Source organism: Gelidibacter japonicus (assembly GCF_010725055.1).
GTDB classification, from domain to species: domain Bacteria; phylum Bacteroidota; class Bacteroidia; order Flavobacteriales; family Flavobacteriaceae; genus Gelidibacter; species Gelidibacter japonicus.
Genome location: NZ_BJKB01000001.1, coordinates 397690 through 424338 on the forward strand (window position 1 = coordinate 397690; position 26649 = coordinate 424338).

Sequence of the window (26649 nt, forward strand, 5' to 3'; positions counted from 1 at the left end):
AGAAGGTTTTATCTATAAAGTCACTTAGTACTAAAAACAAATGACATGAAAATAAAATGTTTAATTATTGACGACGAGCCATTAGCTGTTAATGTAATTAAAAATTATTTACAAAAAATTGAAGACATTGAATTGACCGAGACCTTCAACAACGCTATTGATGCCCTAAATTTTTTAAAGCACCATAAGGTTGATGTTATTTTCTTGGACATAAATATGCCGGTCTTGGACGGTCTGAATTTTATCAAAAGTTTGAAAGAGCCTCCTTTAATCATCATTACCAGCGCTTATACGGAATATGCCATCGAAACCTATGAGCTTGATGTCCTCGATTATCTGGTAAAACCAATTGAATTCCCGAGGTTTATGAATGGGTTGAATAAGGTTTACAGAAGAATGAATATCAACCAACCTGGTACAGAGGCCAGCAAATCACGTCCTTATCTTTTCATTAAAATTGATAAGAAAAAAATGAAAAAAGTGTTTTTAGATGAAATTTTAGTGGTTGAAAGCTTAAAGGATTATCTGAAAATCAATACCACCAATGGCCGATTTTTAATCCATAGCACCTTATCGGATTTTACCAATTTATTGCCTTCAAACGATTTTATCAGGATTCATAGGTCGTATACCATTTCTATTAATAAAATTGATGCGGTTGAGGGCAACAGCATTGAAATAGATGGCATGAGATATGTCATTGGCCGGTCTTATCTTGACGAGGTCAAGGACAGGATTTTAAACTCTTCCATTTAGAGGATTAGTATTAATTACATCCTATTTGGTATTAAGTATTAAGACACCATATCTTCAATTCGGAAATTAAAAATCTATGGCGCTTCCGAATGAAAAAACACTCACTTACAATCTCCAATAATGCATATCATTCGGAATGAGAATAATTTCCGAAAGAAGGACTATTGAGTTCGTACTTCACTATTAATCATTTTCTAAACATTCCTATTTGTATTTAAACTGTATTTGAACAACAGCTAGTGTCCCCATAGCTTTAGTGACTGAAATCAAAAAGGGAGAACTTTTAAAAGCTCTCCCTTTCGACTAAACATAAAAATAAAAAATGAAAACTAATTTCCTATTCCTGTTGTGCCCACCACAATGGCGTAAACACGGTATCAGGACCTCCTAGTTTGTCAACGGCTTGCGCATATCCACTTGGGATATTGCTACCAAAGTTAGAAGGGTATTTCAATCTCTGACCGTAAAACTTAATACTATTGGTCATATAATTTCCTGAAGTTAAAGCAGGCATATTGGTTAATGCATTTTCGATAACAGGATTTTCAAAGAATGGCAACCCAAGTCTTCTATGATCACTCCAAGTTTCCAATGGTAACCATGGTGTTTGAGCGATAAACTTTTGAGTAATAATTTTAGTCAAAAGATCATTTTTTACCGTTCCATTCTTATAGATGGTGTTTTCAGGATAAGTCAAGGTATGGACACCTGGTGTATTTGTATAACCATCAATATAAGTCATTGCAACAGTGGCTGGTGGCTCAGCAGTATGTCCCCAACTTACAGAAGTCCCTACTCTATTGTAGTCTTCAGAAGTCAAATAATCACCTAACTCGCCAGATACGCCATTATAAGCAAAACTATCGGCAATTCCTTGCTCGTAAGCCGCTTGGCCACTCATAGGTACAGCCCAACCTCTTACAGCTGCTTCAGCAATCAAGAAGTAAGATTCCCATGATGCAAAGAATATTCTTCTGTTTGTACCATTTCTATATTTATTGGCTAAACGAGGTAATGTACCCGTATATCCATAAACTTTGTTTTTAGCTCCTTTATCACCCCAATCACCTCCAGCGTATGCATTCCACGTAAATGCAGCATCAATTTCCTTGACAACATTGTCAGAGTCATCTACTAAATTTCGTTTTGTAGTTCTTGCATCATTGGTCCAAGAAGGATATGAATTAAATTCAGGATCATTAAAATCTCCTGGAATCACAAACAGATCATATGCTCTAGGATCCATTGTATTGTGCAATCCATCAAAGAAGAAACCTGCAGAAGGATCATTGGTCATAGATGAAAAGTGGTTTTCAAACTTAAGTCCCATGTAATTTGCTGGTTTAATATGAGCGTGTTTATCTGCTGATAACAAATCTGCAGAAGGAATACCACCTAAACCAATCATTAAATTATTAAGAGTTGCAGATACTTCATGGTCCCACCATTCTCTGGTCATTACCCCTGTATATTCACTCCATCCACCTGTTTCGGCAACAGAGAAGTTATCGCCCGCAACTTTAATAAATTCATCAGCAACGGCACTTTCAAATTCTTCTTGTGCCTTACCAGGATCAACTTCCGACAGACGCATCGCTAAACGCATTCTTAAAGAGTTTCCGTACTTTTTCCATTTTGCATAATCATATCCATAAGCAGGATCTAATTTTTTCAAAGCATTATCAGGATTCGAAACGTCAAGATCTAAGGCATTTGTAGCCTCTTTTAATTCTTGAAGCATATAATAGTACACAGATTTGACATCCGTATACTCTGGGTTTACACCCTGAAAACCATCGATAGGAATAGGTCCAAAATTATCAGACATTTCACTCATTAGGTAAGCTCGCCAAATTCTGGCAACTTCTCTAAGATTAGGAGTGTGCTCTCTAAAACTACCCGAGGCAATTTGTCCGTCGGCAATTTCAATACCTGTATTAATTTTATTTAACCATGAAGACACATAACCATTGTAATAATCGCTAGTCCAACCATCATTTGAGCCTCCAACAGATAAGGTACCAACTCTGGTCATTCTTCCGGCATCGTCCCAATACAGAACAAAGATACGCTCTGAAATATGTGGATCTTGCTGTGCACCACCAATAGAACTATTAATGAAATATTCTATTTGTACCTGGTCAGCACTTGCCGCCACTGGATCAACGTTAATTTCTTCAAACTCAGAGCAGGACAGAAATGCTAAAAGCACCCCACCAACCAAGCTTGTTTTTTTAAATATTTTTCTCATAACTTATATATTATAATTTTTGTAACTTAATAGATACATTTATTTTAGAAACTTACAGATAGGTTTAAAAACACACTACTTGTTGTAGGAGGTGAAAGGAATTCAAACCCTGTGGCATTGGTAGAAGTCGCAAAAACAGACTCTGGGTCAATACCATTTAAGTTGTTCTTCATCATCCATACGTTATTTGCAGAAAGTCCCAATTTAACATTCTGTATGCCAGAATCTCCTAACCACGCAGTTGGAATTGTATAGTTGATATTGATGTTTCTCAATCTAACGTTGGTGGCATCATAAATATTGGCCTCATTAATACCTAAGTTTCCAGATCTTCCTGTTACTGCTGTCCAATATCTTTGTGGAGAAACACCTTCAGTATTGGCTGTGTAACCTCCGCTTCCATCACTTACAACACCATCTACAACAATGTCAGCTCTTTCACCGTTAACTACAGTTACTGCAGCATTTCCTGATTGTTGAAGAATAAGGTTTGAACCAGAGAAAATCTCACCTCCAATTCGTGCATCAATCATAAATCCGAAGGATAGGTTTTTATAACTAAAACTATTTGTAAATCCTAGCATTGCATCTGGCTGCTGATTTCCTAATTTGAATTTCTCGTTGGTAGCAGTAGGTAAACCATTACCATCAACAATTATTTTTCCGAAATGAGGACTTGTTTCATCTGATACTCTTGCGTATTTAGTACCCCAGATTTCACCGTAGCCACCGCCTTCTATAGCCAACACTGATAAGTTGTCAAATCCTCCCAATCCAAACTGGGTAACATCATCAGCTAAGCTTTCAATGGTGTTTTTGTTGGTAGAGTAATTAACGCTTGCATCCCAACTGAATCCTTCTGGATTGTCAATGATCCTTGCATTTACAGTTAGCTCAACACCTGTATTTTGGACATCACCGGCATTCACCATCTTTCTTTGGTAACCGCTCAATGGATCCAAAGGCAATGGAATTAACTGGTTGGTAGCATTTGATTTGTACCAAGCAAAATCCAAGCCCACTCTGTTATTGAAGAAACGTCCCTCAAATCCAATTTCTTGCGATTTGATCAACTCACTTCTTAAATCAGGGTTAAAAAGCGTACTGTTTGTTCCTGCAGTTGTATTGCCATTGGCATCATTACCAATCCAATAACTGTTATAAAGTTGGTATGGTGCAAGGTCATTACCTACAGTTGCATAAGATGCTCTAATTTTACCAAAGGTTAACCAACTTGGAAGATCTACATCATTTTTCGTCAATAATTCTGTAAATACAATTGAAGTACTTATAGATGGATAGAAGAACGATCTGTTTTCTTTACTTAAGGTAGAAGACCAGTCGTTACGTCCTGTAAAATCGACAAACAAGTAACCATCATAGTTGATTTGGAATGTTCCATATAAGGAATTTGTTCTTCTCTCAGTTGATCCTTGGCCAACGCTAGGACTATTGACCCCATTATTCAGAGAGAATAAGTTTGGCACCACAAGTTCACCAGAACTTCCACTAATATGGTTAGAACTTCTTCCCATGAGATTTCCACCAAGTGTAGCAGATCCTCCAAATTTACCAACAATGTCATCTTGAGCAGCCATCAATAGAAAACTGAAGTTTTTTTCAATAAATGAATCTTTTCCAAAGCTATATCTACCAGTATTATTTCCTGGGCTACCAGCATATAATTTAGATTCGGTAGTTGTGGTGTAAATATCTGCACCAGCTCTTGCCTCAGCACTCAACCAATCTGTAATGTCATATTTTATAGATCCATTTAATAAGAAACGGTCTCTTGCATCGTTACTCAATCTGTTTTCTGCAGACCAGTATGGGTTTTCAGCGTTTTCAGAAACGAACCATCTCATTTTTCCAAATTCATCAGTAGCGTTTCTAAATTGAGTAATATCTATAGATCTTGGCAATTGTGCTATCGTACCAAAAGCGTTATTGTTATTATTTCCATTTAATGGTCTGTTTTCAGCTTTAGTATTTATGTATTGAACTTTTACATCGGTCGTCCATTTTTTGGTTTCACCAAATTTTGTGACTGCACGTGTGGTCAAATTCAATCTTTCCAAAGTTGCTCCGGGAATATTACTGTCATCATCTAAATAATTAGCAGAGGTGTACAAAGATGTTCCTTCTGTTACTTGCTGTTGGAATGACAGGCTATAAGTTTGGTTAAACCCACCATCATAAAAATTGCCAAGGTTGTCATAAGCTCTTAAGGTTGTTGGTTTACCTTCCCAATCTGTTACTGATTGCCCTTCAATTTTAGGACCCCAGCTCAATTTTGATTGTGCATCATAGCTACCTTCAGTACCTTGACCAAAATGATTTTGAAGTTCCGGCTCAATGAACAATCTTTCAAAGCCTGTAGTTGCAGAAAAAGTAATACCTAATCCTTTTCTTACCTTACCAGTTTTTGTTGTAATCAAGATTACACCATTACCAGCACGTGATCCATATAGAGCTGCCGCAGAAGCACCTTTTAATACGGTCATGGTTTCAATGTCATCAGGGTTTAAATCTCCCAATCCATTCCCCATATCTTGGGAAGGGTTCCAGAAGTCTGTATTGTCAGCCCCAGTAAAGTTATCCATTGGTATTCCATCAACTACTATCAACGGTTGATTGTCTCCAACAAGTGAACTATTACCCCTAAGAACAATTTTTGATGAACTGGCAGGACCGTTACTTCCTTTAATCACCTGTATACCGGCTATTTTCCCAGATAATGCATTGGCGACGTTAGTCTCCCTTGCCTCTGTTAGGGCTTCACCCTTAATTTCTTGAACGGCATATCCTAAGGATTTACGTTCTCTTTTAATTCCAAGTGCTGTAATTACCACTTCATCCAACTGACTCACATCTTCAACGAGCGAAACGTTGATTGTGCTTTGACCATTAATGGCAATCTCTTGAGTAGTAAAGCCCACGTAAGAAAATTGCAAAGTGCCTTCCCCACTTGGTACATTAATACTGTAATTACCATCAAAATCTGTTGTTGTTCCGGTGCTAGTGCCTTTAATTACTACACTAACTCCTGGAAGTCCCAAACTGCTTGCAGCGTCTACAACAGTTCCTTTTACTGTCATTTGTGCCTGCATACCATAAGTGCATAGAATACCAAACACAAACAGTAATTTAAGTACCTTTTTTGTCATAATTTTATTATAAGTTTAATTTGATTTCTTAAATGAATACAATAAACACGTCATTTGTAAATATTTTCGACTAATGACGTTTTTACAAAGGAGTAGGGCGACATATAACCTTGTAGTTCGTGTTATTTTGCCAAATTTATGTTAAAATGGATCAGAATAATAGTATCATAACCACCACCAAATTTCATATAAAATGGTGGCATTATCTGACCGATTTACGTCGGTTTTTGTCCGTCACAACTTTAGCTTTTGTTTACAATTAAAAATTGAAAGTTTTGACAATTAACTCCTAGCGAATATTTTCGATCTTTCTGAATTTTCAGTCTGTGTTCGATTATTTTGATTTTTTGTGCGGAGGTAAACCGGTTTAAAAAAATTAAAGTTACATGGTCACCATGTTAAAAAATCGTTCTGAAATTTAAGTCGCTCACCTCTCTTACTTGATTATTTTCAATATCAACTGGAACACATGTAAACATCCATTTCCAAGAATTGTTATCCTGAGGAATTTTCAAGAGCACGGTATTCCACCCTTTTTTAAGTTGGATTTTTGTCGGCGATCGGTAAAAATAGTCCTCATCAATAAACGGAATCTCATCAGTTCTTGTCCCCAAATTGGGTTGTTTCCAATTGGGAGGTGCTATTTCGACGTTATTGACCCATAGTTTAGGATTCGTGGTGTGCCACTGCCCTTGATCAGGAAAAGGACCTACACGCCGACCCCCAGATCTTGACCAGCCTTGAAAACCTACCCAAAAATCTTGCAGGCGATCATCTGGAGAATAAACTTCCATGGTCGCGTAAAAAGTCCCAGTTTTTTCATTAGTCAATGCTGGAAAACCGAAAAAATGTTTGAAATGAAGCGTGCCGCCAACTTTGGGTTCAGACCATTTATAATCTTTTCCATCAACATTATAGGAAGCAACCAATGTGTTTTCAACTGGAAACTTCAAATTGACATCATTGTTATTCTCAAATGGCCCAATCACATTCCATTGGAAATCGGTTTGTCTGATATAAGGAAATTCCTTGCCCTCAAAAAAGAAATCACGATGGACGATGACCTTATCCTCAAAAACTTTGAATTCCTGTAATTCAGGTGAGTTTAACGCAGGTAATTTGGCCCAGTATTCCAATTTATTTTCTTTTCTACCTTTCCAGATCGCATCCGCGTAAAAAACGATGGAAGGATAAATAGGGTTTTGTTTTAGAATATCTCGTTCATTCGCTACGTTATTATCGGGCCAAGCACATAATATACCTCCCAAAGCAAGTTCATCTCCTTTAGGCTGTCGGCAGGGCTGTTGAAAAAATAAGCGCGACATGCCCGCAAAAGGATCCAAATGATTGATATAATTGGCGCGGGAGTCAATAAAACGATGTCCTGGTCTCGGATCAAATTGCGCCCAAAGCTGATTGATGGACGTAGAATCTCCCTTTACCTCAATACCTTCCATCCAAACGATCAGGTCTCTATCATGGGCCTTGACGCGATCCATGATTTGTTTTACAAATCCATCTTCCACGTATTCTTCCCGATTCCTGACCTCATCCGTACCGATATGAATGTACGGCATGTCTTCAGCACTAGCCAACGAACACAATTCATCAAACAAGTTCAATAAGGTGGGTAGTGCGCGTTCATCCTTCATGGTTTCAAACCCCATGGCTTTTCTAAAGGCCTGAGAATGGCCAGGAATATCAAATTCTGGAATCACCGTGATATGACGTGCCTTACAGAATGCTACAATGTCCTTAAATTCCTCTTGGGTATAAAATTTCCCTTTGCCTCGTGACGTGGCCTCTTCCGATTGCAATTGTGGATACAGTTTACTTTCCAGACGCCATCCCGGATCGTCGGTTAAGTGCCAATGGAAAACATTGTATTTGTATTGGGAGATGACCTCAATTTGCTCTTTTAATTGGTCTATGGATTGGAAATTCCGCCCGGTATCGTGCATAAATCCTCGGACTTTAAATGCGGGCCAATCGGTGATTTTCAATTTTGGAAACAGCCCACCTTGCCCCTGTTTTCTGAAAATTTGCTGAAGTGTTCTTATGGCGTAGTATGCGCCTTTCTCAGTAGTTGCCCAAATTTTAATATCGCTATCAATACTTAATTTATAAGCTTCATCTGGGTTAATGACTGGAAGTTGCTCCTTAATGATTTGAATTTTCACACCGTTGGACGACTCGTTAATGCCTTCTTTTTTGAAGAATGCGCTCAACCCATCAGATTCATTTTTAAAATCCGAGGCACCAATATGAATGGTTTTAAACGTCAATTCGCCTTTCCCATAACTGATTTCTTGTGGTGTTGGAATGATGGGATATTTGTTTTCAAGAGGATTTGCTCGTTGCAAATTGGCATATCCGTTGAAAATGAACAACAGATTTAAAGTTATAAAATAAACGACTGCAATAAATTTGTTTTTGAAAAGATAAGATTCCATAAGATTTTAATTTATAATTCTACAGACCTCTCAGGTTTTCCTCCTGCGGCGGACAGGTTGAAACCTGTGAGGTCTTAGCCACGTCTCGATAGCTCGGGATCACGAATGCAACAAACTGGTATAGAGACCTGACAGGTTTTCGAAACCTGTCAGGCCTGGTGTTACTTGTCTTTAGTTATGTTATTTCATCAATCGAAACACCACCACATCCCGAGAAGGCACTTCAATAGACATTTTGGTGTCCGTGGCTCCAACAATCGCATTTTGCCACAGATCTTTTATTTTATAATCGCCTTCAAAATCCTTGACTCTGATTTTGGACCAATCAATCTCATAGGTTTTGCTCGTTATTTCTCTATTAAAAAAGCAGATTGCAATATCGCCGTTGGTCAACGGTTTTTGCCAAATTTCAAAATTGCCATAATCTTCTATCTTAAAACCCTGCTTGCCCAAAACGTCTTGATTGATGGCAATTAATTCTTTATTAGTTAAAACACTATGATCAACAGGAGTCATATCCCTCAAATCGTTGCCTGCCATCAAAGGTGCGGCCAACATACACCACATACTAAAATGGGCTCTTGCTTCATTTTCTGGCATATTGTTATTTCCAACGGCCAGCATGTCCGGGTCATTCCAATGTCCTGGACCTGCATATTTTTCCAAGCCCACCTGCATATCCACCAGGTCTGACCATCCAATAAGATTCCCCCAAATATTACCGTCATATCTGGCGCCCATATCAATGTCCAAAGTCGTTCTCCACAGGTGTCCTACATCTTTTGCCCATTCCCATGGCTTATTTTCACCCCATTCGCAGAGACTAAAAACAATAGGTCTTCCGGCTTTGAAAAGTTCATCTCTCATCAAGGTGTAGGATGTGATCGCATCTTGTCCTTCAGTAAAGCACCAATCGTATTTTAAATAATCGACGTTCCATTTGGCATAGGTTTCAGCGTCTTGACGTTCAAAGCCTTTACTTCCAGGTCGGCCGGCGCAGGTTTTTGTTCCCGCATCAGAATAGATTCCAAATTTCAATCCTTTTGAATGGACATAGTCCACCAAACTCTTTATCCCCGAAGGAAACTTTTCTTTATCCACGATGATATACCCGTTATCATCACGGCCTATTTGCCAGCAATCGTCAATCACGATGTATTCGTAACCGACGTCCTTAAATCCGTTTTTAACCATGGCATCGGCCATTTCCTTAATCACCGTTTCGTTGACGCCGTCACATTGAAAACTGTTCCAGCTATTCCAGCCCATTGGCGGGGTCATTGCCAAATTGTCGAATTTTTGAGCGGAAATCTCATGTGATAAAAAGAACACTGCTAAAAGGAAGAGAATTTTTGCTTTCATGAATTTGATTTTTTATTTATTCTATACTATTTGAAAATGTCGATGCAGGCAAGCCATAACTATTGACCAGATTACCAGTGGAAAACGGCGTATAACCATATTTCACATATCTGGGATTTTCAATTTTGGGCGACCATAGCTGCAAGATACCGTTTACAATCTTAGTTTGTGCAGGGACAAATTGTTTATGATCGTTGGCGATAAAAATATCTTGCACACTTGCATTGTTGAATGTTTTTAAACCTTCGCCATGTTTAAAATGAATTTCGAGGGTGTTGCCCATGACGTTCACAAAATCCAAAAGTGGTCCAGAATAACCGATGTTAAAATTATAATCGTTATGAAGTGCTATTTTGGACAAGCGCTTCCCAACAATCCATTTTTTCCTTGGATGCACATCGGTTTCATTACCAACATCGTAACTGACTGCCATTCCTGTATTTGGGATGTCCAATAACCGTCGTTGTGAATCGCGAAAACCACCCCAGGTTGTCCTCATAAAGCTACTCAATTGGACATAATAAAATGGCAATTCCTCATTTTGAAAATGATGGCGCCAATCCTTCACCAACATCTTAAATAGCTTTGAATGCAACTCGATTTGGTCGGCATTGGATTCCCCTTGATACCAGATCACCCCTTTTATAGTGTAATCCTTGATGGGCATAATACCTGCATCAAATAAAATGGTGGGCTGATAAGGATGCCTGGCATTTATTTTGGTTTTGGAATGATCTTCCATATTGAGTTCAATTCTATTTGCAACCCACGCATCCACCATCGGATTTAAACGCGTGTCGTTTAACAAGTTGACAGTTTCATGCTTTTGTTCCATAGTTTCTCTACTGATCCAACTTTGCGTAGGTGAACCGCCGATGGCATTACAAATAATTCCGACCGGAACATTTAATTTCTTCTGAAGTGAATAGGCAAAAGCATAGGCCACGGCCGAAAATTTCTCAAGGTCCTTAGTGTTTGAAGTGGTCCATCCTGAAGATTCAAAATAATCTGCCGCATTGCAATTTTTAAGATCGGCTTCACTAAATTTTTCTCCTGACAGGGCTTTTCCATCCATAGAAAACAAAAACACTTGATCATTCAATGAGTCTTTTAAAACGGTGGTGGCGCTTTCCATATCTCGCACCATGAAATCCATATTGGACTGTCCCGAAGCCAGCCAAACTTCACCAAGAAACACATTATTTATTGCCACGGATTTAGTTGCGGTGGAAAATTTTAGTTGATAGGGTCCACCTGCTTCCATAGACAGAAAATCAACTTTCCAATGCCCATTAAAATCAGCCTTTACGCTTTTCGTCTGTTGATTAAATTGAATGGTCACCGTATCACTATAGTTGGCCGTTCCATTAAAACTTATGGTTTCATTTCGTTGGAGAACCATGTTTTCTCCATAGAGCAACGGCAAATTTAAATCGCCATAATCTCCAGTGATGGCACTGAACACCTTATTGGCGATAATTTGGGCGCCTTCTTTGGTGGGATGTAAATTATCCGGGAAATATTCTGGAAACCGGTACAAAGGTTCGTGAAGGTCAATTACATCGACAGAAGCTTTTTTGGCTATAGTTTCTATTTTTGACTGAATTTCCTTAAAACTTTCGCGCATGCCTTCTTCAAACCAATGATGTCCTGAAAAGGTAGGTGTCATTCTGCAAATAATGACTTTTGGTTTTGATGGCAGATTTTCATAGACAGAAATCATATCCAGATAATCCTGTTCAAATTCGTCTTTATGCTTTGGCCAATTGTTGTTGCCTTGATCATTTAATCCTAAATGGATGATGACGATGTCGGGGTCAAAGTTCTGCGAAGCTTTAAACACTTCCTTTTCCCAATAAGGCTTGTGCCCGTTTTTCAGCATAGTGGCACCGGAAAACCCAAAATTTTCTACCTTATAATTTGAGCCCAATAATTGCTGAAGTTGTGCTGGATAACTGTTTTCTTCCCGCTCCTCTATCCCAGCGCCATAGGTGACGCTGTCTCCTACGCAAGCAACTTTTATAGTTTGGGAAGATAGTGTCAGAGAGAAAAGCAATATCATTGACACTATAAAAGTTTGGTGCATATTTGAAATTGTCTTCATTATAAAAATCATCTTTTTAGTATTTTCCAAACTCATCCGACCATCCAAACAACAACATACGGAGCAATCAGAGTAGTCAAGATGCCGTTGACACACATGGCCAATCCGCTATAGGCACCAGACAAATGTCCTACTTCCAACGCACGTGCTGTTCCGATACCGTGCGCTGCGGTTCCTAAAGCAGTGCCCATAGCGGTTTCGCTTTTTATACCTATTAGTTTCAAAAAACCTGGACCGAAAGCATTTCCAAATACCCCAACCGCAATCACGACGCCTGCTGTAAGCGATGGAATGCCTTCTGTAATCTTTGTTATTTCAATGGCGATAGGCGTGGTGACTGAGAGTGAGACAATCGATTTAATAACAACCTCAGGAGCATTCATGAAAATTGTAAGTAATGAAACCGACAAAATACTCATAATGCCGCCACAGCAAACTGCCAATAAAAACGGATAGATATTATGTTTGATCAATTGATATTTCTCAAAAAACAAAACGCCAAGTGCTACAATTGAGGGCCCTAAGAAAAAAGTCAAATACCTTCCACCTTTATTATAATCGGTAAAACTGACTTCAAAGACCACCAAGAACAAGATAATTAAGGTGATGGCTATCAACACTGGATTGAACAGAACAAATTTAATTTTTGTCCGTAACGCCCGAGCAGCAAAAAAAGCAACCAGCGTTATGACTATTCCAAAAACTGGAAGATTATAAAACGCTGTCATTTTTCTCAAGTTTTTGCTGTATCAGCGCTGTCACGTATAATGTTATCAAAGTACTTACTCCCGCAGCAACCAACAGAACGATCCAATGCGATTTAATAAAATCAAAATAAGACATGAGCCCAACGCCAAAGGGAATAAAAAACAACACCAAATAGTTCAGCAACGTATCTGAGGCGGGTTTTACCCATTCCAGTTTTATCAGTTTCACTTTCAATGCCACAAAAATCAAAATCATTCCCAAAATATTGCCCGGTACTGGTATTTCTACAAAGTAATTTATCAATTCTCCCAAACCAAGGAATAAAAACAAGATCAGGAAGGCTTTGAGCATTTTCAACCCGCTCTTGAGCAAATTCATGGTTTTTATATGGATTTTAAATGATGTTTTACTCATGCGAAACATTTGATATTTTAAAAGAATAGGCATATTTAGATGCCAATTCGCCTAGTTTGAGATGAGGAGCTAAAATAATCAAATCTTTAGTATTTTGTTTAGGACGATGGATAGACCTCAAAGTCCCGATAGCACTCGGGATGAAACCTGTCAGGTCTCAGTCCCCATTAAACAATACCTACAAGGTCCTCCTTCGGCGGACAGGTAAAAACCTTGCAGGATACTTTCACTTATAAGATTACTTCTTAGGCTTTCTGTAGGTATCCTTTCCATCCGTTAACCAATCCAAAGAAAAGCTTACAAATGGATTCTTTGTGTATTCGTCTTGCTCAAAAAACAAACCAATATCGCCATTGGCAAGAATTGTCATATCCGAATATGCTGAAGGGCCCTCGTAAATGGTTTTGCCCTCTGACCATGTTTTGCCTTCGTCGTAACTAATGCGAACCGTCATATTAACACGGCCTTTTTCAGATTTGGCATTAGAAAAAAGAAGTCTGTTCTTTTTATAACCATCTTCAATTGCGGTATATCGAATGATACTTGCATTGCAACCCGGATCAATTAATTCTGGAGCTTCTTCAGTGGTCCATGTTTTTCCTCCATCGGTGGATGTGTGTACATAACGCATACCCTTTCCATTGACACGTGCATTGATCATTAAAGTACCGTCAACAAGCTCTATAACTTTTGATTCGTCGGCAGGTTGGATAGGTGTGTCGATAAAATACCAAGTTTTACCGTGGTCATCACTTCCAAATAAATGTAATCCGCTATTGAGATTCACCATGGTATGTAGTAATTTTCCTGAACGCGTTTGAATACCTCTGCCTGAAGTTATGAATTTAAAATCCTTATGCCATTCAGGTTTTGCTATCTGAGAGGTGATATCTACTGGTTCGCTCCAAGTTTTCCCATTGTCAGCACTTTTTACATAATGAAGGTAATAGATGTCTTTCTCCGTATCTAAATTCATGTAATTGTAAAACATGAAAATTTCGTTGGTCACATGATCCACAATCAAGGAGGGATCTGAAGCCGATTGTCCATAAGGAAAATCCACAACGGTTTCAATATCAGACCAGGTTTTCCCATTATCAACGCTTCGTCTTATAATGATGTTGATGTCTTTACTCCACTTTAAATCGCCACAGCCAGGAACTCGTTCGTCAATTGCAGCAATCACATCGCCATTTGGTGCCGTTATAATGGCCGGGATTCGGTAACATTCTACCCCTTCAGTCATAGAGGTATTGAACAGGTCTTGAAATACCGGCGCACCATCAGTACTGGCGGTATTTTGGGTTTTTACACCGCAATTAAATAGGAATACTGTAATTAATAGTGCAATTAGCTTTCTCATGGTTATGAAATTTATAGTTTTTATTCGTACATATTATATAGATCTGCATGATGCAACTCTTGAAAAAATTCGGCTATATTATGGACAACCACATCTAAAAATGCGGTGCCCTTGGCTTGGGTAGCTTTCTTCGGGTTTCCCACTCCGGTATCTTCAGTGACATGGGTCCATTGGCGTTGCGCGCTGACCCAACCATCTTTGAGTCCTTTGATTTTAAACTGTTTAGCACTTCCACTTCCTGCTTGACCCAATGGCAATACCAAATGAGGTGCAATATGTTGCATGGCTGATGTTTCCAATTCGCCAGCATGGTCTCCCGGTTCATCAAAATAAGCAGTGGCATTGGCTGCTTGCCACCAATTGATTGAACAAACGAAAACTTTTGGAAATTCTAAACTCAATTCCCGGATCATTTGTTTAAAATTGTTGCCGCCATGGGAATTGACAATGACCAATTTATGGATGTCATGCGCATTTAAGACCTCAACCACATCTTTTAAAACCGCGTATTGGGTACTGGGGTTCATGTTCATGCACAACGAAATATCCATCTGTCCCGTATTGACTCCAAAAGGAATGGTTGGCAATACGATGACTTTTGCCTTGTTGTTCCAAGCTTTTTCTGCAGCTGCAATAGCCACATACTCTGCCTGATAATTATCCGTAGCATAAGGCAAATGGTAATTATGGGCTTCAGTGGCACCCCAAGGCAAAACGGCAACGGTAAAAATGGTTTCCTTAACCGATTTCCAATTGGTTTCTGCCAATACATAAGGTCTAATGGATTTTCCCATTTTCATTGATTTAATTTATTTTTCTATACGTTCAAAAGTTTTCCAACATTGATACATGGCTCTTGGAACGTGGAAACAGCCTTTCCATTTTCCGCCCTTTAAATCCAACAACACTTCACCTTGCCTGTTTAAGTAGCCATACCATTCGCCATTATCAGCATCCGAAAAATGCGACCAGGCATAGTCGTGAACTTTTTCGTACCAGTCCATAAGTTCCTTCCTACCCGTGTGTTCATAAGCTTTAGCCAATGCTACCAAGGCTTCCAGATGGACCCACCAAAGTTTTTGATCCCATTCCAATTGTTGTGGCGGCTTTCCTAAAGCATCCATAAAATAAAAGATACCACCGTATGTTTCGTCCCAACTATACTCTAAGATCCGTAAAATGGTGTCTGCAGCTTTTTCAATAAGTTGTTTGTCTTTCCTTCTAACACCAATGTCAATCATAAACCACATGGCTTCAATCCCGTGTCCAGGATTTAAAAGACGACCGTTAAAGCTATCCTCATGTGAACCATCAGGGCGGACAAATTCGTAGATAAGTCCCGATTCCTTATCCAAGAAGACATTCATGACTTCATTGATACTAAAATCGATGGTTTTATTGACTTCCTCTTCATCCAAAACACCTTCAAGTTCCAGCACCAAATTGGACAAAATCATCGGTAGGGAAAAACTTTTTAATGGTCGTTCACCGGTAGATTTTTCATAGATTCCTTTCGGGTTGTCCTTCTTTTTTAATATGTTAAGATAGGTTTTTTTTGCGAGCTGTTTGATCTCATCATCACCAGATGCGATGGCATATTGACTAAAGGCCATAGCTGCAAAGCAATCGGAAAAAATATTATAAGGCTGTATGAGTGGTTTTCCCTCCTGTGTCGTTGAGAAATAGAAGTTGCCTTCCTTGTCCATGCCATTTTTTATGATAAAATCAACACCGTGTTTGGCCAATGTCAACCAATTCTCATTCTTCTCAACGGTATTGTAAAGCATAGAAAACGTCCAAGCCTGTCGCCCTTGAAGCCACATAAACTTATCAGTATCGTAAACTTCTCCTGTTTTATCCAAACAGGTAAAATAACCGCCGTAGGTTAAATCTATCGAATTTTTCTCCCAAAATGGGATGACATTCTTTAGAAGTGTATTTTTGTAGAGTGATGAATAGTTCATTTAAACGTTATTTCTTGAAAATTAGACGTAATTTTTCAGCGTAAACTATTATATTTACATGATATGTTATACATAATACAAACTTAAGGAAATTAGAATAATAAATTACATTTGCACAAAATAAATTAGCATGAAAAACCGTGTAGGCCTTAAACCGATAACCAATTTGAGCTTAGTTGACAAGGTAGAAATAAGCATTACTGAGTATATCAAATCCAACAAGCTTGAAGTGGGCGATACCATCCCAAAGGAGATGGAGTTTGCCGAATCTCTCGGTGTCAGTAGAACTGTTGTCAGGGAAGCACTGACCAGGCTGCGCACCATTGGCATTATCGATTCGAAAAAACATAAGGGCATGGTGCTTTCTCAACCAGATTTTATTGAAAATTTTGAGAAGATCATGGAAACCAATTTGGTGGGCGATGATACCTTAAAGGATATTTTTGAGCTACGCCTAATTATGGAAATGGGCATGGTCGATTTATTATTTGCTCGTAAAACAGATGAAGACATAGAGGAACTGAGCAAAATAGTAGATGACATGGAAAAAGGCAAACCGGAATCCCACATTTTCAGTCTAAAAAATGAAGTTGCTTTCCACGGCAAACTCTATGAAATGTCGGGTAATAAAACCTTACACCGACTTCAAAACATCTTGCTTCCTGTTTTTCAGTATGTGCATAACCACAAATTGGATGATGCCAAAACCTATATGTACAAAAAGAAATTTGTAACGCATCGTGAACTTTTGAATTATCTTAAAGAAGGTAACAAGGAAAAATTCAGAAAGGGATTGGCCCGTCATTTGGAACCACATTTTGACAGAGTCCTTAAGGATGTAGAATTCTAAATTTTAACCTTAATCACTGCTTTCTTCACCTGTGACGGATCTCCGGTTGTGATATCCGGCATGTGGATGTCATCTGGAAAAAAGATGGCAAACATCCCTTTATTAACTGTAATGATGTCATAAGGCTCATCAAACAACATATAATCATCAACAGTATCATACTTCTTTTTAGGCTCTTGACCGGTGTGCATCGTGACTCCCATTTGCTCGACACCATCAACAATATATTGAACATCAATATATTTGAGATGTGACTCCAGAAGATTTCCATCGACTTGCTTTGTCTGGTATTCCTTAAAAATGACAAAAAGATCATTTCCTTCAATCTCATGTTTGCCCATAGGCAAATCATTGAAATTGGTGTTTCTAATATAGTTTAAAGCCTTCTTAACACCCGGGTGGATGTTTTTATAAAGGTCTGCATTTTCAATTTTGTCCAATATCATTGTCAATTGTTTTTAAGATAGAAAAATATTAAAACCACGTTTTTTTGTCAGTTATCCTCTTAGGAAGAATCATAACATCCAAACGCATCCATCCAGGAGGGCGGTTGCCTGGAGTCATTTTTGGAAACCCGTCACTATCCGATGTCTCAAAGACAATGGCAAGGCGACCATCTGACAATTGTGTGATGCAGCTATATCCAGCGGATTTATCATACAGCAAATAATCATTTTCCCAGGTTTCACCACCGTTTAAACTGCGATAAATAAACAGATTCTGCCGATCTTCATTGTTGGCACTTCCCAATCCTCCAGCTGGTCCAACATAAAACAGCATATTATCAATACCTAACATACTCCCTTGACAGCCCCCATAGTCGACTGACGATTGCAAGCGAAAATCAATGTGGCTAGCACTCCATGACACTCCTCCATCTTCACTTACGGAGACGGTTCGCTTACCTTTGCCCGCTCTAAGATTGTATCTCAAAATATTATGGGGTGATTCTGCAATTTGATATTCTCCACCTTCAGGTGCAGCATGTCCCGTTTGCCAAGTTTCTCCGTGATCATCACTATATATCGCTCTGTTTTTAGAAATTTTTCCGTCGGTTTGACGTGTTGGCACAATCAGTCGGTTCTTAAACCTACTGCCTTGCATTTGAATGCCCGCACCTGGACCAAATCCACCAATATAATGATTGGGTGCAACAATGTCCTTGGTAATATTTCGTGGCTTGCTCCAGCTTAAACCATCATCATCAGATACAATAACCCATGCCGTGTTTTTTAACTTGCTATGATCATCCGAAGGCCATAAGGTTGTAAAAAGAAATAGTCTCCCTGTTACCATATCCACCAAGGCCACAGGATCCATGAATGCATCGTCCCCACTGTCTGTTAAGATCTGTATCTCTGACCAACTTTTTCCATTGTCTTCACTTCTCTTCAATGCGATATCTGTCGGCGTCTTATCGGTAGAGCTAATTTTCCGAGCTTCAGCAAAAACAAGCAACGTTCCCTTTTTACTGGTTATAAGCGTAGGAATTCGGTAAGAATCTATGGCATCATCTCCAGCAATAAACACGGTTGTTTTTGGGATGGTATCAAAAGATCTCTCCGAAGCTTCACTGTTTAAAAAACAGACTGAAAATAAAATCAAAACACACTTAAAAAACAGATCGCCGTTCATAGATAAAAGTCTTTAATCGGAATGCAAATTCATACATCAACACCTAAATAATTGCACTATTTATAGTGTTCATTTTCAATCTTATCCCAAATCACATAAAATTGTTTTAAGATAAAAAACCAAGTTTAAATAGTCATTCAAACTTGGTTTCCTTCAAAATTAAAAATTGCTATTAATCACTCAAATGCTCTAATAACCCAATGGCATCCAGTTCTTTTTTAATGCCTTTATAAGCATCGTCACCAAGAGTCGTATGTGGGAATCGACTCGGGCCACAGTCAATGCCAAAGGTTTTCATGAAGCCTTTTGCAACACCGTTAAATCCGCCGTGACTGTCCAAAATTTCAACAAAACGGATCGCTTTTCTTTGTAATTCTGCCGCTTCGGTCATTTTACCCGCTTCAAACAAGGTTTTTATTTTATAGTATAAGGGCGCCATGTGATTGTAGGTGCTCCCTACCCATCCATCTGCTCCCAATGGCAAACTGGAAAGAAAAATCTCGTCAAATCCAAATAAAATATTGAACTTCCCATTTGCATAATGTTTGCAATGCAAGAAATCAATCAAATTATTGTTGGTGAACTTGATGCCTTCCAAATTCGGAATTTCTTTGGATGCTACTTTTAAAAAGTCAAGCATATTCAAGTTGGCGCCACTCAACACCGGAATATGGTAATAATAAAATGGCAAGTCTGGCGCGCAGGCGGCCACCTCCTTGCAATAATGAACCAACTTTTCTATACTGTTCAATTTAAAATAATAGGGCGCTAAAACGGCTATGGCATCTACCTTATCTGCGGCATGAGTAGCTAAATCCTTGGCGACTTTCAAACTTGGATCGCCAACATGGTCGATGAGATAAAGGTCGGACGATTTATTTTTGGACCAAGCCGTTGTGATTTCCTTCCGTTCTTCTGTAGATAAGGACACGAAATCGCCCGTGGAGCCATTCATAAATACACCCGATATTTTATTTCTAACTAAAAATCGGTGATAGTCGGGAATGACACTGGTATTCAATGAACCGTCCTGGCGCATAGGTGCGTAGGTAGCAGCTATCAAGTTTTTTATTTTCATACTTTATAAAATGTCTTAAGGATTATCTTTAACTCCGTAAAATTTATATTTGAGATTTGCCATCTCGATAGCAATCAAAAGGGATTATCCCGATAGCTATCGGGACAACCATCAAAACCCAATGCGCTTCGCTCGTGAGCTTTGCCTGCCTGTCGGAAGACAGGGGATTGGATCCGCTAATCCCGATAACTATCGGGACAACCATCAAAACTCAATGCGCTTCGCTTTTGAGTTTTGCCTGCCTGTCGGCAGACAGGGGTTTGGATCCCGCTAAAGAGCGGGATTAGTTCAACCATCAAAACCCAATGCGCTTCGCTTTTGAGTTTTGGGTTTGGATCCCGCTAAAGAGCGGGATTAGTTCAACCATCAAAACTCAACGCGCTTCGCTTTTGAGTTTTGGGTTTCACTAAAAAAAAAGAGAGTTGAGCTATTAACAAAACTCTCTTTTCTGGCTAACTCAAACAAAATTACTCTACTAATCTGTATAACCCGCTGTTTGGTCTAACAATGGATTCCTTCCAATCATATCCTGCGTGATAGGCAAAAGTAATTTATACTCATCACCAGGGTTTAAAAAACTAATATTATCAATTACAAAACTGTTTCCGGCACGTCTCAAATCCCACCATCTTTTGCCCTCACCAATAAACTCTTTATAACGCTCATTTAAAATAGCGTTGGCATTGGCGGTTGGATTGCTGTTCACATAAGCATCTGTTGCCGCATTATAATTTGTGCCCAAAGCTCTTTCACGGATTAGATTAATTTCTCCTGAAGGATCTTCGCCTAAGAAATTTTTAGCTTCAGCCAACAATAACAAGACATCTGCGTATCTGTACAACGGAATATCATTGTCAAAAATACGTACTGAGCCATCAACTCGTCCCAAGAATTTGTTAAATATTGAACCAAAATATTTTGGCTCATTGTAAGTTGGATAACCTGCACCGCCGTTGTCATCAATATACAATCTGATGAACGTGGCATCTTTTCTACTGTCGTCATTATCATCCAATAATAGGATGGTTTTTTCAGACTGACCGTATCGATTTGCACCATCTATTATAAAATCTGACATGGACGCTCCTTCATCGTTGTACTGAGGATTGATTTCGGTACTTCTACCAGTTAAGCTGTTATAAAAAGTCTCTGCTTCATCTTGCTGATATTGTACAGCAAAAATAAATTCGTCGTTTTCTTCATTAGGTACTCCCCACAAACTTGAGATACTTGGCTCTAAGCTTATGCCCATAGAAGAAATTTGTTGAAGTGCTGTTTTCGCTTCTGTGAAATCGGCTACACCACCACCAAGCAAATTACCTGACCAGATGTAGACATCGCCTTTTAGTGCTAAAGTTGCTGCTTTTGACCAAAATATTTTCTTTCCTTCCCAAAAACTCTCGTCAGCTCCAAACGAACTTAAAGAAGCCGCTATATCAGATTTGATTAAGTCCATAACGTCTGCCTGTGGTGATCTTGGCTTGCTTAAGCCATTTGGATCAACGTCCTTCAATGGCTCTAAAATAATAGGTACATCACCCCAAGTTTTTAAGAGCGTATAGTAATACAATGCTCTTAATCCATAGGCTTGACCCATCAAATGGCCCTTTTCAGCCTCATTGGTAAATGGTACATCTGGCAAGTTTGCGATAAAATCATTCACTCTGTGAATTCGGGTATATAGCCCTGCCCAGCCTCCAAAAGGAGCGGTAGCCACCGTGATATTATTCTCGATCAAATTTTCGTTGAATGGTGACTCAAAAGTACGTCCACCCCAAATATCACTTCTCATTTCGCCCAACAACCATAAAGTTCCAGTTGATGACCTTAGGTTTGCATACATGCCTGTATGGGCGGTTTTCGCACCTTCTTCGGTATCCCAAAACCCTTGTACAGTAAGTTCACTCGGACTTGTTAATTCCAGTTCGTCTGAACACGAACTCAAAGTTACCACTGCAATTAATATATAAATATACTTTTTCATATTCTTAAAATTTAAAACGTTAAGTTAAGACCTAGTGTAAATGTTCTTGGTACCGGAAACGCTCCATACTGAACACCGCCAATTTCTGGGGTATCACCGGTCATACTCTTAAAGTAATGTAGGTTAGAACCTGTAGCGTAAATACTGAATCTTTGAATGACTCCGTTAAAATATTCCGTTGGCAAATCATAGCTCAGCGTTACTTCACGCAGGGCCAAATAATCTCCTTTTTCCCAGAATTTTTCGTTTCCGAAGTACTGCAAATCACTTTCCCCTTCACCAGCACGCCAAACGTTTTTTGAGCCGTTAACAAAAACAAAACGTGGCCAATCAGTATCGGTATTGGTTGGTGTCCAAGAATCTTTAACCACTACCGGTTGTGCCAAGTTCCCTTGTGTTTGACCATATCCTTTATTATTGATATGGTTCCAAACCAAATGTCCTGTAGCAAAATCCGTCTTGACAAAGAGATTAAATCTTTTATACTTGACATTTGTGGTAATACCTCCAACAAAATCAGGAGTGGTACGTCCAATCACCTTTCTGTCCAAGTTATTGATGATACCATCACCATTTTGATCTACCCATTTCACATCGCCAGCCCAACGCTTGTTACGGCTATTTGCAGGCATATAATCATCTCTTATAGCATTATCGGCATCGGCTTCAGCTTGAGTAGCATAGATACCGGCTTGTTCAAAGGCTACTACCAAGTCATGACCTGATCGTTGACCTTCCTGAAAACCACCTACCCATTCTTCCTGACCTGTTTTTGGATTCCAGATTAAGGTACCTCCTTGTCTGTTTCGATCATTGTCATTTTCTGGAAGATTGATGACATAATTCTTATTGGTGGTAAAGGTCGCGCCTAAATTCCAAGTCAGATCTGAATTTCTAATAATATCGGTATTTAACTGCAACTCAAATCCTTTGTTTCGGATGGTTCCGTTGTTAGTTAAAATACTACTAAACCCAGTGTAATATGGTAACGTCAGGTTTGCCAATTTATCCTTGATGTCTCTTGAATAGACATCGGCGATAAAGGATATCCTATCATCGAAAAATGAAATATCCAATCCAGCATTGAACGTGGTTGATTTTTCCCATACGAGATCTAAGGTTGGCAAGGATGAATTAGCGTACCCTGTTTGACCGTTATAAACACCTTGCTGCCCGTAAGAACCATAAACACCGTAGTTACTTAAAACGTCTTGGTTACCATTGACCCCGTAACTTAATCTTGGTTTCAACCGTGTAATCACATCTTTGATTGATGAATCTTTAAAGAACTGCTCGTTATGGGCATTCCATCCAACTGATACACCAGGGAAAAAATCGTATTTGTTATTTCCTAATCTTGAAGATCCATCATAACGATATGTGAATCCGAATAAATAACGGTCGTCATAATCATACAACACCCGTCCAAAAGTGGATACGATGACATATTCTGTTTCAAAACTATAAGGAATACCATCTGCTTCTGCACCAGCATTAAGTGTTTCTATTAAATCAGTTGGCGAATTTCTTGTTCCAGAATAGGTTGTAAAATAATTGTCCTTAAAATACTCACCACCAACCAATACGTTAAAATTATGATCACCAAACTTTTTCATATAGTTTAAAGTACCCGTCAATTGATTTCTTAAGGTCCTACCTAAGCTTACACCCGCTTCACGACTGGTGCGCAAGGTGCTTGTATTGCTACCTGTTCTGTAGGCTCTATTAAAACTTTCGTTATGATTATTGATTGTGAAATGACTACCATTTAACGAAAAAGTCAAATCGTCTAAAATATCCCAATCAATTCCCACTGAAGCTGATAAGCGTTGCTCTAAATTCTTTCTGACAAATTTATCCTGGTAATAAAGTGGATTACCAAAACCTTGATTTTGCCCAGGCGCATATTGGTCTGACCATGTTCCGTCAGGATTGCTGTCGTAAGTTCTGGAAGTAGCCGCTTGGCCTTGGAATCTTCTAAATACCGTATCATCTCCGCCTAATGGACTTAAACTTAAATTAGAATGTGAGTATAGAATATTTGAATTGACTTTAAAATTATCGGTGATTTTATAAGAACCGCTAAATTTTCCTGAGTATCTCTTGAATCCAGATCCTAAGATTAACCCATCATTATCCAAAAGCCCTAAACCTAAATAATAAGTCCCTTTTTCATTTCCGCCATCAAAAGACAGATAATGGTCTTTAGATGCGCTATTTTGATAAATTCGATCTGCAATATCTTTATCGTCATAAAAGATGATTTCCTGACTCGGGTCTAAAATATCTGGAATAGATTTCCATCCCGGCTGATTCAACAAATAACTGTTGGCAGGTGTCAAGAGTTGTGTAGTAAATGGATCGTTGGTAGCATTATTACCAGTTCCCATACTATTGGCTCCAGTTAAGAAAGCCCCGAAAGAATTTGGGTTACCCACAACTTCCCTATACCAAGCAATCGACTGTCTGTTATAGTTGATGTGGTCTTCTGCACCAAGATATTTCTGGTCATTTCGTTCGTGGTTGGAACTGTATTTATAGCGATAATTAATAGAAGATCTACCAACCTTACCTGTTTTGGTAGTTACCAATATGACACCATTCGCAGAACGTGCTCCATAGATTGCGGTTGCCGCAGCGTCTTTAAGTACCTCAATAGACTCAATATCATCAGAGTTTAGAGCGTAAAAAGATCCTGGAATTCCGTCAATCAATATTAACGGCGAACCTGTACCGCTAAAACCCGTACCTCCACGTAAAATAATCTGTGGCGTAGAGCCCGGCTGACCAGTAGTATTGGTTACTCTCAAACCCGCAATAGTACCTTGCAAGGCAGTTGCTACGTTAGAACGTGTTGAGGTTTCTAATATTTGAGTATCCAACTTTGAAACCGATGTGGTTAATTGAGCCCTACTCTGTCTGCCGTAACCTGTAATTACAATTTCGTCCAACATCGCGGTATCTTCTGCTAAAGACACGTCAATTGTTGTTTGGTTTGTGACTGTGACCTCACTAGTTTTGAACCCTACAAAGCTAAATACAAGAATATCACCCGTATTCGCATTGATGGAGTAATTTCCATCAAAGTCTGTAGTTGCTCCGGTACTCGTTCCCTTTATAATGACCGTTGCCCCAGCTAAAGGCAATTGATCTCCGGACGAAATTACCGTTCCCGTAATTGCTTTTTCCTGACCAAAACCAAAGATCGGTAAGGCAAAAAGCAAAATAAATATCAAGTAAATGACATTTGAATCTTTTTTTCTCATATTAAACAATTTGAATTAGTTAAAATTGGATAGTTAATGTCTGAAAGTATTATGTTATACATAATGCAATATTATCAATTTAATTTCATCTGACAAAGAATTTATTTAAGAAAGTTTTAACGTGGATCGTTAAAATTTGCCAAATAGAGATGATAATTGAAGATTTTGGAAAGTGGGATGAGGGGCAGATTTTGAGAGTTGAGTCAAGAAGGCATTAGGGACTGGGGATGAGGGATTAGTGGAATTCAGTGGTGAGTGGTGAGTTGAGGAGTGGTTGAGTTTTATTAACGAATAGAGGAGTTTTTTATAACGATCCACACTAATCAAAAAAGTTCACTTTCCTCAAAAATTGTCTGCGAAAATCTGCGCGATTCGACGGAAATAATTCTGACTTTAAAGATATGAGTTCTGCGACGATCTGCGACCCGAGCGATAGCGAGCTGACGAGGCAAATCTGCGGGAAATGATTCGTGTTTTTATGGAATTAGAAGAAACAGCATATGCAGGAGCCATACTCAGATACTGCATGTAATCAAGAAAAAAGGCGTAAAGAAAAATCAAATGTCACTGTTAACTAGTTTTCGGGTTTCTTAGGGTTTAACGGACGCACGGTAATATCGCTAATGAGCATGTTGTCTGGCGTCTGTAGAATATGCACCAAAGTATTGGCCAAGTCTTGAGGGTGTAGCATATTTGAATGTGCCGCTATGCCTGAGCTTTCAAAAAAGTGGGTATCGATAGAGCCAGGATTGAAGCAGGTGACCTTAATATTAAAAAAGCGAAGCTCTTTAAACAAGGCATCGCTAAACCCTTGAACACCATATTTTGTAGCGCAATATGCGGCAGATTCAGCCCTTCCCATACTCCCTAGAATGGAACCGATATTGACTATATGCGCGCCTTCCTTTTTCTTTTTCATCAGACCGGCAATTTGCGAAGTGATATAATACATGCCATTTAGGTTAGTATTGATCATAGCGTGCCATTCTTCTGAGGGCATCTCGTCAATTTTACCAAAGGAACCGGCTCCCGCATTATTTATTAAAATATCGGGCACCTTGTTTTCTGAAAACGTTTGGTTGACCCAATTTTTAACAGCTTCAAAATCTGAAATATCTAAAGAAACAGGAATAAATTGCGATCCCAATTTGTTTTGAAGCGAACTAAGTGCCTGTGTATTGCGTGCAAGACCAAAAACCTTTGTCCCATTCTGAATTAAGGTGGCAGATATCGCGGCACCAAGTCCGCCACTTGCGCCAGTTACTATAGCCGTTTTATTTTCAAGATTCATATT

18 protein-coding genes are annotated in these 26649 nt (G+C 38.9%); 2 read left to right on the forward strand and 16 right to left on the reverse strand.

Annotation, left to right across the window (positions count from 1 at the left end; translation table 11 throughout):
* Nucleotides 1-45: 45 nt before the first annotated feature.
* The gene (locus G6N06_RS01585) at nucleotides 46-756 is read left to right on the forward strand and encodes a LytR/AlgR family response regulator transcription factor (protein ID WP_163514292.1); all 711 of its coding nucleotides are present in this window, start codon (nucleotides 46-48) and stop codon (nucleotides 754-756) included.
* A 337-nt stretch (nucleotides 757-1093) separates the two neighbouring features.
* Here G6N06_RS01585 and G6N06_RS01590 read toward each other — a convergent pair whose 3' ends face one another.
* From G6N06_RS01590 to G6N06_RS01635, 10 genes are all read right to left on the reverse strand, one after another.
* Nucleotides 1094-3007 carry a SusD/RagB family nutrient-binding outer membrane lipoprotein gene (locus G6N06_RS01590; protein WP_163514293.1) on the reverse strand — a complete coding sequence of 638 codons (1914 nt, stop codon included), beginning with the start codon at nucleotides 3005-3007 and terminating at the stop codon, nucleotides 1094-1096.
* A 44-nt stretch (nucleotides 3008-3051) separates the two neighbouring features.
* On the reverse strand, nucleotides 3052-6174 hold the full coding sequence (locus G6N06_RS01595; protein WP_163514294.1) for a SusC/RagA family TonB-linked outer membrane protein: 3123 nt from the start codon (nucleotides 6172-6174) through the stop codon (nucleotides 3052-3054).
* Nucleotides 6175-6572: 398 nt separating this feature from the next.
* Nucleotides 6573-8627 carry a family 20 glycosylhydrolase gene (locus tag G6N06_RS01600; RefSeq protein WP_163514295.1) on the reverse strand — a complete coding sequence of 685 codons (2055 nt, stop codon included), beginning with the start codon at nucleotides 8625-8627 and terminating at the stop codon, nucleotides 6573-6575.
* Nucleotides 8628-8807: 180 nt separating this feature from the next.
* Entirely contained in the window at nucleotides 8808-9989 is a 1182-nt protein-coding gene (locus tag G6N06_RS01605) for a glycoside hydrolase family 27 protein (protein ID WP_163514296.1), read from the reverse strand.
* A 16-nt stretch (nucleotides 9990-10005) separates the two neighbouring features.
* Nucleotides 10006-12093, reverse strand: coding sequence for a GDSL-type esterase/lipase family protein (locus G6N06_RS01610; RefSeq protein WP_163514297.1), 2088 nt, complete (start codon nucleotides 12091-12093; stop codon nucleotides 10006-10008).
* A gap of 32 nt (nucleotides 12094-12125) precedes the next feature.
* Complete coding sequence (locus G6N06_RS01615) at nucleotides 12126-12821, reverse strand: LrgB family protein (RefSeq protein ID WP_163514298.1); 696 nt, start codon at nucleotides 12819-12821, stop codon at nucleotides 12126-12128.
* Nucleotides 12805-13215, reverse strand: a complete 411-nt coding sequence (locus G6N06_RS01620) for a CidA/LrgA family protein (protein WP_240337929.1) — start codon at nucleotides 13213-13215, stop codon at nucleotides 12805-12807. The genes G6N06_RS01615 and G6N06_RS01620 overlap by 17 nt, the downstream gene beginning before the upstream one ends.
* A gap of 238 nt (nucleotides 13216-13453) precedes the next feature.
* Nucleotides 13454-14578 carry a sialidase family protein gene (locus tag G6N06_RS01625; RefSeq protein WP_163514299.1) on the reverse strand — a complete coding sequence of 375 codons (1125 nt, stop codon included), beginning with the start codon at nucleotides 14576-14578 and terminating at the stop codon, nucleotides 13454-13456.
* A gap of 20 nt (nucleotides 14579-14598) precedes the next feature.
* Nucleotides 14599-15372, reverse strand: coding sequence for a creatininase family protein (locus G6N06_RS01630; protein ID WP_240337930.1), 774 nt, complete (start codon nucleotides 15370-15372; stop codon nucleotides 14599-14601).
* A 15-nt stretch (nucleotides 15373-15387) separates the two neighbouring features.
* Nucleotides 15388-16542, reverse strand: a complete 1155-nt coding sequence (locus G6N06_RS01635; protein WP_163514300.1) for a n-acyl-d-glucosamine 2-epimerase — start codon at nucleotides 16540-16542, stop codon at nucleotides 15388-15390.
* 130 nt (nucleotides 16543-16672) lie between these two features.
* Between G6N06_RS01635 and G6N06_RS01640 the strand changes: the two genes are divergently transcribed.
* Nucleotides 16673-17392, forward strand: a complete 720-nt coding sequence (locus tag G6N06_RS01640; RefSeq protein ID WP_163514301.1) for a FadR/GntR family transcriptional regulator — start codon at nucleotides 16673-16675, stop codon at nucleotides 17390-17392.
* Here the strand turns inward: G6N06_RS01640 and G6N06_RS01645 are convergent.
* The 6 genes from G6N06_RS01645 to G6N06_RS01670 form a co-directional block, all read right to left on the reverse strand.
* Nucleotides 17389-17838: a NanQ anomerase/TabA/YiaL family protein gene (locus G6N06_RS01645; protein WP_163514302.1), complete on the reverse strand. Its 450-nt coding sequence runs from the start codon at nucleotides 17836-17838 to the stop codon at nucleotides 17389-17391. The genes G6N06_RS01640 and G6N06_RS01645 overlap by 4 nt on opposite strands.
* A 28-nt stretch (nucleotides 17839-17866) precedes the next feature.
* Entirely contained in the window at nucleotides 17867-19027 is a 1161-nt protein-coding gene (locus G6N06_RS01650) for a sialidase family protein (protein WP_163514303.1), read from the reverse strand.
* Nucleotides 19028-19199: 172 nt separating this feature from the next.
* The gene (locus tag G6N06_RS01655) at nucleotides 19200-20105 is read right to left on the reverse strand and encodes a dihydrodipicolinate synthase family protein (RefSeq protein WP_163514304.1); all 906 of its coding nucleotides are present in this window, start codon (nucleotides 20103-20105) and stop codon (nucleotides 19200-19202) included.
* Nucleotides 20106-20580: 475 nt separating this feature from the next.
* Nucleotides 20581-22089, reverse strand: coding sequence for a RagB/SusD family nutrient uptake outer membrane protein (locus G6N06_RS01660; protein WP_163514305.1), 1509 nt, complete (start codon nucleotides 22087-22089; stop codon nucleotides 20581-20583).
* Between the two features lie 11 nt (nucleotides 22090-22100).
* Nucleotides 22101-25355: a SusC/RagA family TonB-linked outer membrane protein gene (locus tag G6N06_RS01665; RefSeq protein WP_163514306.1), complete on the reverse strand. Its 3255-nt coding sequence runs from the start codon at nucleotides 25353-25355 to the stop codon at nucleotides 22101-22103.
* Nucleotides 25356-25929: 574 nt separating this feature from the next.
* A complete protein-coding gene (locus tag G6N06_RS01670) occupies nucleotides 25930-26646 on the reverse strand; it encodes an SDR family oxidoreductase (RefSeq protein WP_163514307.1) in 717 nt (238 codons plus the stop codon).
* Nucleotides 26647-26649 lie beyond the last annotated feature (3 nt).

What these genes read in the sequence shown, in the direction of transcription:
- G6N06_RS01625 (WP_163514299.1), bottom strand. Translation starts at nt 14,578, where the DNA reads ATGAGAAAGCTAATTGCACTATTAATTACAGTATTCCTATTTAATTGC.
- G6N06_RS01640 (WP_163514301.1), top strand. Translation starts at nt 16,673, where the DNA reads ATGAAAAACCGTGTAGGCCTTAAACCGATAACCAATTTGAGCTTAGTT.
- G6N06_RS01585 (WP_163514292.1), top strand. Translation starts at nt 46, where the DNA reads ATGAAAATAAAATGTTTAATTATTGACGACGAGCCATTAGCTGTTAAT.
- G6N06_RS01660 (WP_163514305.1), bottom strand. Translation starts at nt 22,089, where the DNA reads ATGAAAAAGTATATTTATATATTAATTGCAGTGGTAACTTTGAGTTCG.
- G6N06_RS01650 (WP_163514303.1), bottom strand. Translation starts at nt 19,027, where the DNA reads ATGAACGGCGATCTGTTTTTTAAGTGTGTTTTGATTTTATTTTCAGTC.
- G6N06_RS01615 (WP_163514298.1), bottom strand. Translation starts at nt 12,821, where the DNA reads ATGACAGCGTTTTATAATCTTCCAGTTTTTGGAATAGTCATAACGCTG.
- G6N06_RS01595 (WP_163514294.1), bottom strand. Translation starts at nt 6,174, where the DNA reads ATGACAAAAAAGGTACTTAAATTACTGTTTGTGTTTGGTATTCTATGC.
- G6N06_RS01670 (WP_163514307.1), bottom strand. Translation starts at nt 26,646, where the DNA reads ATGAATCTTGAAAATAAAACGGCTATAGTAACTGGCGCAAGTGGCGGA.
- G6N06_RS01590 (WP_163514293.1), bottom strand. Translation starts at nt 3,007, where the DNA reads ATGAGAAAAATATTTAAAAAAACAAGCTTGGTTGGTGGGGTGCTTTTA.
- G6N06_RS01610 (WP_163514297.1), bottom strand. Translation starts at nt 12,093, where the DNA reads ATGAAGACAATTTCAAATATGCACCAAACTTTTATAGTGTCAATGATA.
- G6N06_RS01620 (WP_240337929.1), bottom strand. Translation starts at nt 13,215, where the DNA reads ATGAGTAAAACATCATTTAAAATCCATATAAAAACCATGAATTTGCTC.
- G6N06_RS01655 (WP_163514304.1), bottom strand. Translation starts at nt 20,105, where the DNA reads ATGAAAATAAAAAACTTGATAGCTGCTACCTACGCACCTATGCGCCAG.
- G6N06_RS01630 (WP_240337930.1), bottom strand. Translation starts at nt 15,372, where the DNA reads ATGGGAAAATCCATTAGACCTTATGTATTGGCAGAAACCAATTGGAAA.
- G6N06_RS01645 (WP_163514302.1), bottom strand. Translation starts at nt 17,838, where the DNA reads ATGATATTGGACAAAATTGAAAATGCAGACCTTTATAAAAACATCCAC.
- G6N06_RS01600 (WP_163514295.1), bottom strand. Translation starts at nt 8,627, where the DNA reads ATGGAATCTTATCTTTTCAAAAACAAATTTATTGCAGTCGTTTATTTT.
- G6N06_RS01605 (WP_163514296.1), bottom strand. Translation starts at nt 9,989, where the DNA reads ATGAAAGCAAAAATTCTCTTCCTTTTAGCAGTGTTCTTTTTATCACAT.
- G6N06_RS01665 (WP_163514306.1), bottom strand. Translation starts at nt 25,355, where the DNA reads ATGAGAAAAAAAGATTCAAATGTCATTTACTTGATATTTATTTTGCTT.
- G6N06_RS01635 (WP_163514300.1), bottom strand. Translation starts at nt 16,542, where the DNA reads ATGAACTATTCATCACTCTACAAAAATACACTTCTAAAGAATGTCATC.